Raw genomic sequence first — 13,110 nt, forward strand, 5'->3', positions numbered from 1 at the left:
CCTTCTACTTGGCCCGCCGTTGTCGGCGAATGGGACAGGTCCAGGACATCGCGCGGCCCGCTGTGTCGTCGGCTGATGAGGCGCCGATCATCGAGATCGCCGCCGAAAACGGCGCGCAGGTCGAGCCGCCTCCGCCGGAGGTGGTGGAGCCCGACCCTGAACTGTCGCCGGAGGAAGCCGAACAGGTCCGCAAGCGCTATCTGCTGACGCGGTTCTGGATCAGCGCGCACGGCTATTGGGGAGCAGCCGGCGACCGCCTGGCCTGGCCCTTCACGATCGGCCTTCTGACCCCGATCGTCGGCACCGTCGCGTTTCAATATGGCATCAACGTCTGGAATCGGTCGATCTTCGACGCGATCGAGAAGCGCGATTCGGCGACCGTTTTCCATCTGACCGCGATCTTCTTCCCGCTGGCGATCGGCAGCGTGATTCTGGCCGTCGCGCAGGTCTATGCCCGGATGGCGATCCAGCGCCGCTGGCGCGCCTGGCTGACGAACAGCATCATCACGCGCTGGCTGGCCTCCGGGCGCTACTATCAGCTCAATCTCGTCAGTGGCGATCACAAGAACCCGGAATACAGGATCGCTGAGGATCTGCGCATCGCGACCGACTCACCGGTCGATTTCGTGGCCGGGGTCACCTCGGCGCTGCTCTCGGCGGCAACCTTCATCGTCGTACTCTGGACCATTGGCGGTGCGCTCACATTGCGCTTGGGCGGCACGGAGCTCACGATCCCGGGCTTCCTCGTGCTGGCCGCGGTGATCTACGCCGCCATCGCTTCGGGCTCGATCGTGACGATCGGCCGTCGCTTTGTGCAGACGTCCGAGGACAAGAATCAGGCGGAGGCCGACTTCCGCTACGCGCTGACGCGCGTGCGCGAAAACGGCGAAAGCATCGCGTTGCTCGGCGGCGAAGCCGAGGAGCGTGCTGGCATCGATCGGACGTTCGGCAACGTCCTGGGACAATGGGCGCGGCTCGCCGGGCAGCACATGCGCACGACACTTGTGTCGCAGGGCTCGAGCCTCATCGCGCCGGTCGTGCCGCTGTTGCTGTGCGCACCGAAGTTTCTCGATGGCAGCATGACGCTTGGTCAGGTCATGCAGGCTGCGAGCGCGTTCACCATCGTGCAGACCGCCTTCGGCTGGTTGGTCGACAATTATCCGCGGCTGGCGGACTGGAATGCCTGCGCCCGCCGTATCGCCTCGTTGATGATGTCGCTCGATGCGCTCGAACGCGCGGAGCGCGGCGATGGACTCGGCCGCATCAAGCACGGCGAGACGACGGGCGACGCAATGCTGAGCTTGAACGATCTTTCGGTGACGCTCGATGACGGCACTGCGGTCGTCGGCGAGACCGAGGTCGTGGTCGATCCCGGCGAACGTCTGCTCGTGGCCGGCGAGTCGGGGACCGGCAAGAGCACTCTTGTGCGCGCCATTGCCGGCCTGTGGCCGTGGGGCGGTGGCAGCATCAACTTTCATCCCGATCGCCGCCTGTTCATGTTGCCGCAGCGGCCCTACGTGCCGTCAGGCAGTCTGCGCCGTGCGGTGGCCTATCCCGGCGCAGCTGAGGATTGGCCTGTCGAGCAGGTCGCCGACGCGCTGCACAAGGTCGGACTCGATCATCTCAAGGATCGGATCGAGGAAGAGGCTCCTTGGGATCAAACCCTGTCCGGCGGCGAGAAGCAGCGCCTCGCCTTCGCGCGACTGTTGCTGCACAGCCCGGATATCGTGGTGCTCGACGAGGCCACCTCCGCGCTCGATGAGAAGAGCCAGGATCGCATGATGCAGGTCGTGACGAGCGAGCTGCCGAAGGCGACCATCGTCAGCGTCGCGCATCGTGCTGAGCTCGAAGCGTTTCACAGCCGGAAGATCGTGCTGGAACGGCGCAAGGGCGGCGCCAAGCTCGTGAGCGATATCGACCTGATCCCGCGCAAAGGTAAGCGGCGCCTCATCGGCCGGTTTCTGCGCCAGCGCAAGCAGCTCTGAACGGGCGCGCGAGGTCGCCGATCAACGACGATCGTGCCGCGCACGGTCTCAGAGAGGACACAATCGCGCCACGCCCTCCGCATTGGAGTCCGCTGCAAAACCGGCTATCACACGTCGCCTCAGCTCAGGACGCGACTTTGACGCCAGACAACGATCCTTCTCCCGCCCCCTTTGGAGCCTTCGCTCCCAACGCCGCGCAGGCGCTCGTCGTCCGGGTTGCGCGCGGATCCGGCTTGAAGCGTGGTGCATTCCGGCCGATGCTGACCCGCATCGTCAATCTGCTCCGCGCGGGACCGCTCGATGTCGACTATCAAGGGGCGCGTTTCCGCTTTCATCATCAGGTCAGCGCGACGGAGCGCGGAGCCCTGTTCAATCCCGAGTATAATCGTGAGGAGCTGGATTTTCTGCGCAGTCACATTCCGCCGGGCGGAGTGGCGGTCGATGTTGGCGCCAATGTCGGCACCTTCGCATTGCCGCTCGCGCGCCATGTCGGGCCGACCGGCCTGGTGATCGCGATCGAGCCGCATCCCGTGACCCATGCGCGGCTTGCCTTCAACCGCGATGCCTCGGCCCTGCCGCAAGTGAAGCTGTTCGCCGTCGCGGCCGGCGATAGCGATGGCGAGGTGATGATCGAAACCGATGGCGTCAATCTCGGCGCCAGCCACATCGTGGTCGGCGCCGCCGGGAGTGAGGCCATCAAGGTTCCATCGCTGCGGCTGCAGGCCATCCTCGAACAGGCTGGCGCGACCCGGATCGACGCGTTGAAGATCGATGTCGAGGGATTCGAGGATCGCGTTCTGACCTGCTTCTTCAGACATGCCCCTGACCTGCTGTGGCCGCGCGCGGTCGTCATCGAACATCTGTCCCGCGACGAATGGCAGAACGATTGCCTCGCAGACATGATCGGCCGGGGCTATCGCGAGATCGGGCGGACACGCAGCAACACGCTGCTGCTGCGCGGCTGAATTCGCCGCACCGGTTCCGTTGCGGAGGTCGGAACATCGCGGCGCGCCGCGGCGTTATCGCTCCTGACATTCCAGGGAGCGGACCATGAGCAACAACGACATGCGCGATCAGGATCGCGCCTGGGACCTGATGAAGAAGATCGGCTTTGCCATGCTGGTCACGCGCGACGGTAACAAGCTCCGTGCGCGGCCGATGAGCGCCTATCTCGCGCGTGACGAGAACATGATCTACTTCCTCACTGATGCGCGGCATCACAAGGATGAGGAGATCGCGCGCAATCCCCAGGTCAATTTGTCATTCGCGGATGCAGGCAGCCAGACATACGTATCGCTGACCGGGACCGCCGCCGTTTCGAACGACCGCAACAAGATCCGCGACCTGTTCACGACGACGGCAAAAGCGTGGTGGGACAGCGCCGAGGATCCGAACATTCGGCTGCTGAAGATCACGCCCGATGACGCCGAGTTCTGGGATTCTCCGGGTACAGTTGTCAGCTACGTCAAAATGGCGGCCGCAGCCGTCACCGGCACGCGTCCCGACATCGGCGACAACCGCAAGGTTTCGATGTGATGCCGATCGAGCCGCCCGAGATTCCGCCGGCGACGCCGGGTCGTCCGATGGAGCCACCCCCGGAGGACCCGCTCGGCAATCCGAATCCCGAAGTGCCGCCGCCGATGCACGAGCCGGATATGCCGGCGCCTCCGCGCGAGCTGCCGGGCGAAACACCCAGCGAGGTGCCGGCGCGCGGACCGCAGGGGCCGACCACGCCGAATCCGGCCACGGATTGATCGTGGTTGAGCCGTGATGATGATGGACAGAGCAGGGTACCGGCGTATGCCGGCACCGCAGCGTTAAATCCCGGCAAGCCCTTGAAAATCAAGGTTGAATGGAACATGAATGACGGCGGTCCGGCAGCCGGTTCACGTCGAAATAAATCGCCGCGCGAATTTGAACCCCGCCACAATCCAGCCTAACGCATAGCTGTTGATCACGCCGTGCTTCAAAAAGAACGTCTCGGGAAAACAATTCACATGAGCAAACTTCGCGTCCTGCTGCTTGCGACGACCGCGCTGTCGGCAATGCAACTGACGAGCTCCGGATCCTACGCGCAGGGGACGCCGATGGTCGTCGCCCAAGGTCCGGGCGGCGGCGAAGTCGGTCCGGACGGCCGACCGAAACAGCAGCCGCAAGGTCAGCCGCAGCGACCCGGCCCCGGCGCGCCGCCACCGCATCAGGCTGCGCCTCCGCCGCCTCCCGCGCCGCCGCCGGCTGCTGCGCCACGCCCGGCACCTCCGCCGCCCGCGCCGCCACCGGCAGCGGCCCCGCGTCCTGCGCCGGCTCCTCCTCCCCCACCTCCTCCGCCGCGGGCCGAGCCGCCGCGTCCAGCGCCCCCACCGCCGCCCCCTCCGCCGCGGGCCGAGCCACCACGTCCGGCTGCTCCGCCGCCGCCCCCGCCGCCGCCGCGGGCTGAGCCGCCCCATGCGGCGCCGCCGCCTTCACGGGCCGAGCCGCCTGCGCCTCCGCCGTCGCGTCCCGCGCCGCCGGTCGCGGCTCCGCCGGTGCACACCCCGCCGCCTCCCGCACCTCCCCCGGCTTCGCCGCATGAGCCGGCACGCCCGGCGACTCCGCCTGCGCCTCCGCCGGCGGCTGCTCCCGTGCGTCCAACGCCGCCCACGCCACCCGCGGCCACGCCCGCCCCGCCGCCTCCGTCGAGTTCGGCACCGAACCAGCGGCCGGGAACGCCGCCGTCACCCGTGACACCGCCACCTTCGCCTCCAGCGGCGGGGAACGCGCCACCGCCTGCGCACACGCCACCGCGGTCCGCGGCGCCGTCTCCGCAGCCGACGCCGGCGCCGACTCCTCCAGGTGGCCCCGGGCAGCGGCCCCCGATACAGCCAGGTGCCGGCGCTCCGCCGCCCGGTGCTCCCCAGGGGGCACCCCCGCCGCGCGGCGCGCCGACGCCGCCCGCCGGAACCGTCGCACCCGGGCCCGGAACGCCGCCTTCACCGGCGACGCCTCCGGCTGCACAGACGCCGCCCCCGAATGCGCAGCCCGGCACGCCGTCGCCCGGCCCACGTCCCGGCACGCCACCGACGCCACCGCCGGCGGCAGGACCGGGTCCTGCTGCAGGACCCGGCGCCGCTGGTCCGGGTCCCGGCACGGCCGCTCCTGGACCCGGCGGACCGGCAGCGACGCCGGCGCCTGGACCGGGATCTGGTCCCGGAGCCGGTGCGCAGGGTGCGGTGCCGCCCGCTGGACCGCCGGCGATGACCAATCGGCCGCCGCCGCAGGTGGCAGCTCCGATTCCCGCGCCGCCACCACCGTCACCCCAGCAGCTCACGCCGATTGCGCCTGGCGCACCCTTGGTGGGACCGCAGCGCCTCGAGGACTTCCGCGGTCAGCGCCGCGAGGTCCAGGAAGGTGGTCGCACCCTGATCTATGAGCCCGGCCGCGTCATCGTGCGCGATCCGGGCGGGCAGGAGTTCGTGCGTCATGACGAGCTCGAGCGCTTCCGCTACGGCGCCCGCGACATCCGCGTGATGCGGGAGGACCGCGGCGAGACCCGCACCGTGGTGATCCGCCCGGACGGCAGCCAGATCGTGACAATCACCGCGCCCGACGGCCGGCTGCTGCGCCGTATCCGCCGCGACATCGGCGGCCGCGAGATCATCATCATCGACAACACCTACCGCGATCCCCAGGCGGTCGGCGGCTTCTATGTGGATCTGCCGCCGCCGGAGATCCGCATCCCCTACAACCGCTACATCGTCGACGCCGAGGAGGCGCCGCCGGATGTCATCTACGACACGTTGGTCGCGCCGCCCGTGGAGCGCGTCCAGCGCCGCTACTCGCTCGATGAAGTCCGCTACTCGCCGTCGGTGCGACAGCTGATGCCGTCGATCGATCTCAACACGATCACCTTCGAGACGGGATCGTGGGAGATCGGCCCTGATCAAGTGGCGAAGCTTCAGGTCATCGCCGACGGCCTCAACCAGGCAATCCAGCGCAACCCGCGCGAGGTCTTCCTGATCGAGGGCCATACCGATGCGGTCGGCAACGAGACCGACAATCTGTCGCTCTCGGACCGCCGTGCCGAATCGGTCGCGACCTTGCTGACCCAGCAATTCGGCGTTCCCGCCGAGAACCTGACGTCACAGGGTTATGGCGAGCAGTACCTCAAGGAGCAGACGCAGGGACCGAGCCGCATCAACCGCCGCGTCACGGTCCGCCGCATCACGCCGCTGCTGAATGGCGGCCAGGCCGCGCTGCCGCCGCCGCCCCCGGGCATCGCGCCGCCGCGCTGAGGCGCCGCGACCGAGGCAAAAATGAAAATGGCCGGGAGCGATCCCGGCCATTTTTGTTGGTGGCAATCCGTTTGGTGGTGTTCTGTGTCGTCGCCGCGAGGCGGGGACCCACGCTCACCGGATCAAGTTTTGCGCCGGCTGGAGCTACGACCGTCTGTTACGAGATCTGCAGGTGGTTACGGGTCCCTGCGTTCTCAGGGACACCGGTGAATGTCGTGCGCGTCTCAGCCAGCAGCTTTTGCTCAGCCCTTGTCGTGGCCGAGCTGGAAGATCTGCGCGCCTTCCGACCCCGTCAACAGGCCGGTCTCCGAATAGAGCTTCAGCTTGGTGCGGGTGTCGGTGATGTCGAGATTGCGCATCGTCAGCTGGCCGATGCGGTCGGCGGGCGTGAAGGCGGCATCCTCGACCTTTTCCATGCTCAGCCGCTCCGGCTGATAGGTCAGGTTCGGGCTCTCGGTGTTGAGCAGCGAATAGTCGTTGCCGCGGCGCAGCTCCAGGGTTACCTCGCCGGTGATGGCGCTGGCCACCCAGCGCTGCGCGGTCTCGCGCAGCATCAGCGCCTGCGAGTCGAACCAGCGGCCCTGATAGAGCAGGCGTCCGAGACGCAGGCCGTTGATGCGATACTGCTCGATCGTATCCTCGTTATGGATGCCGGTCAGCAGCCGCTCATAGGCGATGTGCAAGAGCGCCATGCCCGGCGCCTCGTAGATGCCGCGGCTCTTGGCCTCGATGATGCGGTTTTCGATCTGGTCGCACATGCCGAGACCGTGGCGGCCGCCGATCGCATTGGCCTCCAGGAACAGCGCGACAGGATCGGTGAAGGTCTGGCCATTCAGCGCCACCGGCTGGCCTTCCTCGAAGCGCACCACGACGGTCTCGGGCTTGACGACGCAGTCCTCGCGCCAGAACGGCACGCCCATGATCGGGTTGACGATCCGGATGCCGCTATTGAGGTTCTCGAGGTCCTTGGCTTCGTGGGTGGCGCCGAGCAGATTGCTGTCGGTCGAATACGCCTTCTCGGCGCTCATCTTGTAGTCGAAGCCGTTGGCGGTGAGGAACGCCGACATCTCGGCGCGGCCGCCGAGCTCGTCGATGAACTGCTGGTCGAGCCAAGGCTTGTAGATCTTGAGGTTCGGATTGGTGAGCAGGCCGTAGCGGTAGAACCGCTCGATGTCGTTGCCCTTGTAGGTCGAGCCGTCGCCCCAGATGTTGACGCCGTCCTCCTTCATCGCGGCGACCAGCATGGTGCCGGTCACGGCGCGGCCGAGCGGTGTCGTGTTGAAATAGGTCGCGCCGCCGGTCGAGATGTGGAAGGCGCCGGACTGGATCGCGGCGATACCCTCATGCACCAGCTGGGTGCGGCAATCGACCAGCCGCGCCTTCTCGGCGCCGAAGCTCATCGCCTTGCGCGGGATCTCGTCATAATCGGATTCGTCGGGCTGGCCGAGATTGGCGGTGTAGGCGAAGCAGCGCGCGCCCTTCTGTTTCATCCAGAGCAATGCTGCGCTGGTGTCGAGCCCGCCGGAGAAGGCAATGCCGACTTTCTCGCCCTTGGGCAGGCCCTTCAGGATCGTGGTCATGTGGAGTTCAACCGGGTGGTGGTGACGGTTTCGTTGCGAAATTCGGCGGCGAATAACAGATTTCGTCGCCTTGGGCACGCGATTAATCGCGCTCAGGCCGCAGGGTTGGCCCCCGCGGTCCGGCGGCGGGAGCGAAACAGCCGGCGCATCAGCCGGAAGCCCGGCCAGGCGAACCGCGTCAATGCGGCATCGATGCCGGCGTCGGTCAGGCGTGTCGACGGCCAGCGGTAGATGTAGCCATGCGTCAGCCAGATCACGAGGAAGGTGACGAGGCCGGCGGCGGCGACGTCGGTGAAGAAGTGGCCACCGAACGCCATGCGCAGCACGGAGGTGGCGAGGCCGAACAGCACGGCGGCGCCGTAAGCGATCGGCCGGACCGCGGGCGGCGTCAGCGCGGCCGGGGCGAGCGTCCAGAACGCTGTGGCGCCCTCGCCGGAGAAGAACGAGCAGTTGCGGCCGCAGCCGCCGCGCGGATCCCACCACGGTACGAACTGCATGTCGCCGCCGAACTCCGTGACGACGACCGGCCGCGGTCGGCCCCAATAGGACTTGAAGGTGAAATTGGTGAGCACGCCGGCCGACAGCGACAGGGTCAGCAGCAGGAACGCGACGGTGCGGCCCCTGATGAGCAGCGGCCGGTCGGGCCGGATCAGCTTGACCACCAGCGCGACGAGCGAGGGCAAGGCGAGGCCCCAGGCGACCCACATCGCCGCGTCCCGCGCGAAAGCGGCGTAGCCGTCCAGCTTCAAGGGGAAGCTGCGCGTGTGCGGATCATAGAACAGCGCCGCCAGCTTGAGGTCGAGCTCAGGGTAGACGCCGAACAGCACGCCGATGACGAGCGCGAGCGACAATGCGATGAAGAGGCCGGTGCGGTTCATGGCGCGCGGTTTAGCGAAAGCGCGTGGCCTTGGAAAGACCGGCCATCACCGCGGCGATCCCGACGGCAGCGGCGGCGGTGGCGGAAACGCGGGCGGCGGCTCGCGCCAGCGGCCGGCATTGCGTCCCGCGATCAGCCAGTAGACGAGGCCGCCGAGAATACCGGCTCCGCTCAGGATTTCGAACTGACGGTGGTCGATGCTGTCGAAGCGAAACGTCTCCGGATCGAACGGAATCAAGCCGAGATAACAGGCCGCGCCGACCAGACCGCCGCCGATCGCATAAGCGAGTACGCTGCGGATCGACAACGCCTCGGTGATGAGGGCGATCAGCATCGCCGGGATCAAGGCGAAGCCGGATACGAAGATGAAGCCGAAGCCGATGACGATCTGGAACGCGCTCTGGTCGATCGGGGCGATGCCGAGATCTGATAGTTCGGGGAACAGGATGGCGGTCACGACGACCAGTCCCGCGACAAAGCACGCGACCAGGAACGCGAACGCGATCACGACGAGCCGGCCGATCAGCGCCATCGCATGACACCCATGTTGGTCAATCGCGGTCCCGCTTTCTCCACTTGTCATGGCCGGGCCTGACCCGGCCATCCATCTCACAGTCGTTGGCAGACGTGATGGATGCCCGGGTCAAGCCCGGGCATGACGATGTTGCTTGCCGATAGAGGCGATAATCACGACGACTAATCCGTCATCGCCATCGCGCGCAGCGCCTGGCGCTCGCGCGCCGACAGCTTCTCGGTCTCCGACTTCAGCTGGCCGCAGGCGGCGAGGATGTCGCGGCCGCGCGGCGTGCGCACCGGCGAGGAGTAGCCGGCGTTGAAGACGTATTCCGAGAATTTCTCGATCTGCTCCCAATCCGAACATTCATAGGCAGAGCCCGGCCAGGGATTGAACGGGATCAGGTTGATCTTGGCTGGAATGCCCTTGAGCAGCTTGACCAGCAGCCTGGCATCGTCGAGCGAATCGTTGACGCCCTTCAGCATCACATATTCGAAGGTGATGCGGCGGGCATTCGAGGCGCCCGGATAATCGCGGCAGGCCTGCAGCAGCTCGGCAATCGGATATTTGCGGTTGAGCGGGACCAGCTCGTCGCGCAGCTCGTCGCGTACCGCATGCAGCGAGATCGCCAGCATCACGCCGATTTCCTCGCCAGCGCGCTTGATGTTCGGCACCACGCCCGACGTCGACAGCGTGATGCGGCGGCGGGAGATGCCGATGCCTTCATTGTCGGACACGATCAGCAGCGCATCGCGCACCGCGTCGAAATTGTACAGCGGCTCGCCCATCCCCATCATGACGATATTGGTGATCAGGCGATTGCCGTGCGGCGTCTCGCGATCCGCCCAATCGTTGAGCCGGTCGCGCGCCACCATGACCTGGCCGACGATCTCGCCCGCGGTGAGATTGCGCACCAGCCGCTGTGTGCCGGTATGGCAGAAGGCGCAGTTCAGCGTGCAGCCGACCTGGGAGGAGACGCACAAGGTGCCGCGGTCGGTCTCCGGAATGTAGACGCATTCGACCTCATGCGCCTTCTGCAGATCGTCGCCGCTCGGCAGCCGCAGCAGCCATTTGCGGGTGCCGTCATTGGAGATCTGCTCGGCCACCACCTCGGGGCGGTCGACCGTGAAGCGCTCGGCCAGCGCGGTGCGCGTATCCTTCGACACCGAGCTCATCTCGTCGAACGATCTGGCGCCGCGGAAGTAGATCCAGTGCCACAGCTGCTGCACCCGCATCTTCTGCTGCCGTTCGGGAACGCCGACGTCGCCGAGCCGGGCCGCCAGCTCCGCGCGCGACAACCCGATCAGCGACGGCTTCGCCGGCGGCACGTAGGTTTCGAGCGGGGTCTTTTCGAGGGGCGCGGCGGGTTCGCGCAGCCCGGCAGTCCTTGCCATGTCCAGGGGCCCAAAATGCTGCCCGGCCGCTGCGGCCGAAGGCTTTCGTGGCCTTATATAACGATCCGGCCGGCAAATGCGACCGGCAAGACAGGGCGGTAAAGGCGTGACCTGACCTAGCGGCGGCAGTCCTGGGCGATGCGATCGAGCGCCTGGGCCAGGCCCTTCAGCGAGAACACGTCGGTGGTCTCGGTCCCCTTGGCCGACACGCCCTTGACCACGGCCTCGGGGGCCTTGCGCATCGCATCCACCATGCGCTCTTCCTCGGCCGCATTCTTGATCCAGAGCCCGTCACCCTGGGTGTACATCGCATAAGAGGCACCGCCGACGTCCAGCGTTGCCTCGGAGCCCGGCTTCAGCGCGTAGCCGATCATGATCGAGACCTCGTTGATCACCTTCTCGGCCGGCCGGGTCGAGACGAAGGCATAGGCTGGATCGCGCGGTCGATTGGCCGGATTGGTTTTTGACGAGGCGGGCTTGGCAAGGGCAAAGCAGACCTTCTTGCCACCCGGCGCGGCCGTATAGGCGCCCCATCCGCCGAACTGGCCGATCAGCGTCGGTTCCACGCCGCCAATGTTCGGGACCGTCGGTTTCGCCTCGGTCTTGGGCGAGGCTTTCGGCTGTGGCGCCGCAGCCTTGGCTCCGGCCTTGGGTGCTGCCGTCTGGGCCAAAGCCAGGGACGGCCCGCCGAGCACGAGTACGCCGGCCGCCAGCACTGTCGACAATCGCAATAAAAACATGATGAAGCTAAGTTCCCCTGCGATTTCGTTCGACCAATAATGTGACTGCATAATGGCCCGGAATCGCCGACCGGCTGCGGCGAGGGATAGCGGCTAAACGCATCGTTTGCAAAGCCGGATCGATGGCCGCGCGCGTCGGTCGCGCAGCAAGCTCGCGATCATCGTCACATTGGGTGATCGTGACTTCGACGCTCATCGGAGCGTCTTTGTTCCGAGTGGCGGTATTTGTCGCTGCTCGTCGTGTGATGCCCACGTCATGGCGATTGTCGCGGGGGTGCAAATCCGGCATGACGTTCCAAAAGCCGGGCCCGGCCCGGACAACAGCCAAGGAGCGCCCATGAAAGCCATTCTCTGTTCGCAATTCTGTCAGCCCGATGATCTCGTCCTCGCGGACGTGCCGGATCCGGTGGCTGGCCCCGGGGAGGCCGTGATTGCGATCAAGGCTGCGGCGCTGAACTTCTTCGACATCCTGATGATCCAGGGCAAGTACCAGATGAAGCCGCCGTTCCCGTTCTCTCCGGGCGCGGAGGTCGCGGGTGTCATCGAGAGCGTCGGCGAAGGCGTGACCGATCTGAAGGCCGGCGACCGTGTGGTGGCGTCCTGCGGACATAACGGTGCCCGCCAGAAGATCGCGCTGCCCGCCGCCGCGATCGTCAAGATCCCCGACAATCTCGATTTCGACCGCGCCGCCGGCATCATCATCATCTACGGAACGGCGCTGCATGCGCTGGAGGATCGCGCCAGCCCCAAGCCCGGCGAGACGCTCGCGGTGCTCGGCGCTGCAGGGGGCACTGGTCTTGCGGCCTGTGAGCTCGGCAAGCTGATGGGGCTGAAGGTCATCGCCTGCGCGTCGTCAGACGAGAAGCTCGAATTCGCGCGGCAGCATGGCGCGACGCTGACCTTGAACTACGCCAAGGAAGATCTGAAGGAAGGCCTGCGCCGCCTGACCGATGGCAAGGGCGCCGACATCATCTTCGATCCGGTCGGCGGGACTTACGCCGAAGCGGCGTTGCGTTCGATCGCCTGGGAAGGCCGCTTCCTCGTGATCGGCTTTGCCGCCGGTGACATTCCGAAGATGCCGCTCAACCTCGCGCTGTTGAAGGGCTGCGACATCCGCGGCGTGTTCTGGGGCGCATGGACACGGCTCAATCCGGAAAAGAACCGCGCCAATCTCGAGAAGCTCGTGCAGTGGACGGCGGAAGGCAAGCTGTCGTCGCATGTCGATCGGACCTTCCCACTGGCGCAGACCGCCGATGCCCTCAAGGTCCTCGCCGGGCGGCAGGCCATGGGCAAGGTGATCCTGCATCCGTGACGCCGTGAGAATCGCCTGCCCTGGTTGAGGGGCGTGCGTTGTCATGCGCGGTCAAAAAGCGCCGGCCCTGTGGCCGGCGCGCTGCATTTCGGACCTAATTTGATACGTCCTGATCGCTCGCTGGCCATCGTGGGCGATCAACGAACTTCGGTGCGGAATGATCGTCCTGCGGCAATCTTCTGATACCAGCCAGAGCCGGCTACGCCACATCTGCCGCCAGACGGTTGCAACCTGGTGACGAAAAACTAAAAACGAGCGTGTCTTGGTTAATGCAACCAAGGCAAATTGTGGCACGGTAAATTCGGGTGATTAGTCGTTGTTGCCTCTTGATTATCACACGTTGCGCGGGGCAATAATCCGATCAGCTCGCCACAATGAGATCATAATTTACCCAGAATCACGCCAGCTCTTGTCCACTTTTAGTCGGATTCAATTAG

At 66.3% G+C, this 13,110-nt stretch carries 12 protein-coding genes; 6 read left to right on the forward strand and 6 right to left on the reverse strand.

Annotated features, from left to right (window positions below; translation table 11 throughout):
* Window positions 1-29 precede the first annotated feature (29 nt).
* The 4 genes from BBTA_RS01125 (at window position 30) to BBTA_RS01140 (ending at window position 3,739) form a co-directional block, all read left to right on the forward strand.
* Window positions 30-1,985: an ABC transporter ATP-binding protein/permease gene (locus tag BBTA_RS01125; RefSeq protein ID WP_012040586.1), complete on the forward strand. Its 1,956-nt coding sequence runs from the start codon at window positions 30-32 to the stop codon at window positions 1,983-1,985.
* 137 nt (window positions 1,986-2,122) lie between these two features.
* Entirely contained in the window at window positions 2,123-2,950 is an 828-nt protein-coding gene (locus BBTA_RS01130) for an FkbM family methyltransferase (protein ID WP_012040587.1), read from the forward strand.
* A gap of 85 nt (window positions 2,951-3,035) precedes the next feature.
* Window positions 3,036-3,521 carry a pyridoxamine 5'-phosphate oxidase family protein gene (locus BBTA_RS01135; RefSeq protein WP_012040588.1) on the forward strand — a complete coding sequence of 162 codons (486 nt, stop codon included), beginning with the start codon at window positions 3,036-3,038 and terminating at the stop codon, window positions 3,519-3,521.
* Window positions 3,521-3,739: a hypothetical protein gene (locus BBTA_RS01140; RefSeq protein ID WP_012040589.1), complete on the forward strand. Its 219-nt coding sequence runs from the start codon at window positions 3,521-3,523 to the stop codon at window positions 3,737-3,739. Before BBTA_RS01135 ends, BBTA_RS01140 begins: the two co-directional genes overlap by 1 nt.
* A gap of 132 nt (window positions 3,740-3,871) precedes the next feature.
* Here the strand turns inward: BBTA_RS01140 and BBTA_RS41195 are convergent, their stop codons facing one another.
* Window positions 3,872-4,183 (reverse strand): hypothetical protein, encoded by a 312-nt coding sequence (locus BBTA_RS41195; RefSeq protein ID WP_148221379.1) that lies wholly within the window; start codon window positions 4,181-4,183, stop codon window positions 3,872-3,874.
* Between BBTA_RS41195 and BBTA_RS40590 the strand changes: the two genes are divergently transcribed.
* Window positions 4,073-6,256: an OmpA family protein gene (locus BBTA_RS40590; protein ID WP_012040590.1), complete on the forward strand. Its 2,184-nt coding sequence runs from the start codon at window positions 4,073-4,075 to the stop codon at window positions 6,254-6,256. The genes BBTA_RS41195 and BBTA_RS40590 overlap by 111 nt on opposite strands.
* Before the next feature lie 242 nt (window positions 6,257-6,498).
* Here the strand turns inward: BBTA_RS40590 and argG are convergent, their stop codons facing one another.
* The 5 genes from argG to BBTA_RS01170 form a co-directional block, all read right to left on the reverse strand.
* Window positions 6,499-7,836, reverse strand: a complete 1,338-nt coding sequence (gene argG / locus BBTA_RS01150; RefSeq protein ID WP_012040591.1) for an argininosuccinate synthase — start codon at window positions 7,834-7,836, stop codon at window positions 6,499-6,501.
* 92 nt (window positions 7,837-7,928) lie between these two features.
* Window positions 7,929-8,714 carry a phosphatase PAP2 family protein gene (locus BBTA_RS01155; RefSeq protein WP_012040592.1) on the reverse strand — a complete coding sequence of 262 codons (786 nt, stop codon included), beginning with the start codon at window positions 8,712-8,714 and terminating at the stop codon, window positions 7,929-7,931.
* A gap of 45 nt (window positions 8,715-8,759) precedes the next feature.
* Complete coding sequence (locus BBTA_RS01160) at window positions 8,760-9,245, reverse strand: hypothetical protein (RefSeq protein ID WP_012040593.1); 486 nt, start codon at window positions 9,243-9,245, stop codon at window positions 8,760-8,762.
* 164 nt (window positions 9,246-9,409) lie between these two features.
* A complete protein-coding gene (gene rlmN, locus BBTA_RS01165) occupies window positions 9,410-10,621 on the reverse strand; it encodes a 23S rRNA (adenine(2503)-C(2))-methyltransferase RlmN (protein ID WP_012040594.1) in 1,212 nt (403 codons plus the stop codon).
* 116 nt (window positions 10,622-10,737) lie between these two features.
* Entirely contained in the window at window positions 10,738-11,361 is a 624-nt protein-coding gene (locus tag BBTA_RS01170; protein WP_041750250.1) for an invasion associated locus B family protein, read from the reverse strand.
* Between the two features lie 337 nt (window positions 11,362-11,698).
* Between BBTA_RS01170 and BBTA_RS01175 the strand changes: the two genes are divergently transcribed.
* Window positions 11,699-12,673 (forward strand): NADPH:quinone oxidoreductase family protein, encoded by a 975-nt coding sequence (locus BBTA_RS01175; protein ID WP_012040596.1) that lies wholly within the window; start codon window positions 11,699-11,701, stop codon window positions 12,671-12,673.
* The last annotated feature ends 437 nt before the right edge of the window (window positions 12,674-13,110 follow it).

This window comes from Bradyrhizobium sp. BTAi1 (assembly GCF_000015165.1).
Lineage (GTDB): Bacteria > Pseudomonadota > Alphaproteobacteria > Rhizobiales > Xanthobacteraceae > Bradyrhizobium > Bradyrhizobium denitrificans.